The following is a 2,768-nucleotide window of genomic DNA, read 5'->3' as shown; positions in this document are numbered from 1 at the left end:
GCCTGGCCCGGCCCCCGTGCGCCCGGCCGCCCTGGAGCGCTTCGCCGAGCTGGAACGCCGCTTCGACGCCCGGCTCGGGGTGTACGCCGTGCACACGGGCACGGGGCAGGAGCTGACCCACCGGGCGGACGAGCGGTTCGCCCTGTGCTCGACGTTCAAGATGCTCGCGGCCGCCGCCGTGCTCGACCGGAACCCACCGGAGCACCTCGACGTGCGGGTGCGGTACGGGTCCGGCGCCCTCGAGTCGTACTCGCCGGTGACCGAACGGCACGTCGGCGGCGGGATGACCATCCGCGAACTGTGCGACGCGGCCGTGCGCTACAGCGACAACACCGCGGCCAACCTGCTGCTCGACGACCTCGGCGGCCCGGCCGCGATCACCGCCTTCGCCCGCTCCCTCGGCGACGAGGTGACCCGGCTGGACCGCAGGGAGTCCGACCTCAACAGCGCGGTGCCCGGGGACGAGCGCGACACCACCAGCCCGCGGGCGCTCGCGACCGACGCGCGGGAACTGGTGCTCGGGGAACGGCTGGACGGGCCCGACCGCGCACTGCTCACCGACTGGCTGGTCCGCAACACCACGGGCGACACCCGGATCCGCGCGGGGCTGGCCGCCGGGTGGCGGGTGGGGGACAAGACCGGTACGGGAAGCTACGGCACCGTCAACGACGTCGCGGTCGTCTGGCCCCCGGCGGGGCCGCCCCTCGTGGTGGCGATCCTGTCGAGCCGGTCAGCCGCCGATGCGTCCACCGACGACGCCCTGCTCGCGCAGGCGGCGACCGCGGTGGCCCGGGAGCTCGGCTGAGCCCGGGGGCTGATCATCGGCTGTAACACAGCCATTATCGCAAGGAAACCGACCGGGCCGAGCGCTGACACATACTCGCTGAAGAAGGGCAGCACGAATACTCGGAGGTCAGCGCGTGTCACCAGAACCGTCGCTCGTTGCGACCGAAACCGCCGCGGCCGCCGATGTCGGTACCGCCGCAAAAGAGACACTGGAGGACTATACGCTGCGTTTCGCCCCGCGCAGCTACCGAAAATGGTCGCCCGGCGTCGTGGCGGTTTCGGCGCTCGGTGGAATCGCCTACCTGGCCGATTTCTCCATCGGTGCGAACATCGGGATCTCCTACGGCACGACGAATGCCCTCTGGGGCATTCTGGTCTTCGCCGTCGTCATCTTCGCCACCGGTTTCCCGCTCGCGTTCTATGCGGCCCGGTACAATCTTGACCTCGATCTGATCACGCGCGGCAGTGGGTTCGGATACTACGGATCGGTGGTCACGAACGTCATCTTCGCGACGTTCACGTTCATCTTCTTCGCGCTCGAGGGCTCGATCATGGCCCAGGGCCTCCAGCTCGGGCTGGGCATCCCGCTGTGGCTCGGGTACGCGATATCGACACTGATCATCTTCCCGCTCGTGGTCTACGGGATGTCCCTGCTGTCGAAGCTGCAGCTCTGGACGACGCCGCTCTGGCTGGTCCTGATGGTGCTGCCGTTCGCCTACCTGCTGATCACCCATCCGGAGTCGGTCAACTCGTTCTTCGCCTACCAGGGTGCGAACGGCCAGGGTGCGCCCAGCCTCGCATCGATCATGCTCGCCGCCGGCGTCTGCCTGTCGCTCATCGCGCAGATCGCCGAGCAGATCGACTACCTGCGGTTCATGCCCCCCAAGACGCCGGAGAACTCGCGGCGCTGGTGGGCCGCCATGATCCTCGCCGGGCCCGGCTGGGTGATCTTCGGCGCGATCAAGCAGGTGATCGGGCTCTTCCTCGCCGTCTACATCATCGCCAACATCGCAGGCGGCACGGCCGTGGCCAACCAGCCGGTGCACCAGTTCCTGGAGATCTACCAGGACATCATGCCCGGCTGGGCCGCATTGACCCTCGCCGTGGTGCTCGTCGTGATCAGCCAGATCAAGATCAACGTGACCAACGCGTACTCGGGTTCGCTGGCGTGGACCAACTCCTACACCCGCGTCACCAAGCACTACCCGGGCCGGTTGGTGTTCCTCGGCGTCAACCTCCTGATCGCGTTGATCCTGATGGAAGCGAACATGTTCGACTTCCTCAACACGATCCTGGGCTTCTACGCGAACTGCGGCATCGCCTGGGTCGTCGTGGTCGCCTCGGACATCGCGATCAACAAGTACCTGTTGAAGATCTCGCCGAAGGAGCCCGAGTTCCGGCGCGGGATGATCTACTCGTTCAACCCGGTCGGTTTCGGCTCGATGCTGATTGCCGCCGGCGTGTCGATCCTGGCCTTCTTCGGGGCGCTCGGATCGGGGATCCAGCCGTTCTCGCCTCTCGTCGCCATCGGTCTGGGCCTGGTTCTCCCGCCCGTCATCGCGCTGGCCACGAAGGGGAAGTACTACCTGCGGCGCACCAATGACGGCATCGACCTGCCGATGTACGACGAGCACGGCAACCCGTCCGGTGACGTGCTCGGCTGCCACGTCTGCCGTCAGGACTTCGAGCGGCCCGACATGGTCGCGTGCCACACGCACGACGCCCACGTCTGCTCGCTCTGCCTGAGCACCGACAAGGTCGGCGACCACGTGCTCCCGGCGACGCGCCCCTGACCCCGGCCCTCCCGGGACAGGACCACATTGCAGCAAAGCCACTTTCATGCAAGCAGGTTGCGTGAAAGTGGCTTTGCTGCAACCCGGGGCGGGGCTACTCCGCGGCCCGGCCTCCTACCCGGTGGGCGATCGCCCGCGCCGTCCGCTTCACCTCGTCGACGCGCTCGTCGTGGTGGGCGGCGGTGGGGT

Annotated in this window: 2 protein-coding genes; both read left to right on the top strand. The window is 67.8% G+C overall.

Annotated elements, in window-relative coordinates; genetic code table 11:
* A partial coding sequence (gene bla, locus HF577_RS36960; RefSeq protein WP_169400646.1) for a class A beta-lactamase occupies positions 1–805 on the top strand: 805 nt, incomplete at its 5' end.
* A 115-nt stretch (positions 806–920) separates the two neighbouring features.
* Positions 921–2,579, top strand: coding sequence for a purine-cytosine permease family protein (locus tag HF577_RS36955; RefSeq protein WP_169400645.1), 1,659 nt, complete (start codon positions 921–923; stop codon positions 2,577–2,579).
* Positions 2,580–2,768 lie beyond the last annotated feature (189 nt).

It is taken from the genome of Pseudonocardia xinjiangensis, assembly GCF_012911925.1.
Taxonomy (GTDB): domain Bacteria; phylum Actinomycetota; class Actinomycetes; order Mycobacteriales; family Pseudonocardiaceae; genus Pseudonocardia; species Pseudonocardia xinjiangensis.
The sequence above is the reverse complement of the archived record's forward strand: the minus strand, read 5'-3'. Positions and strand labels throughout refer to the sequence as shown.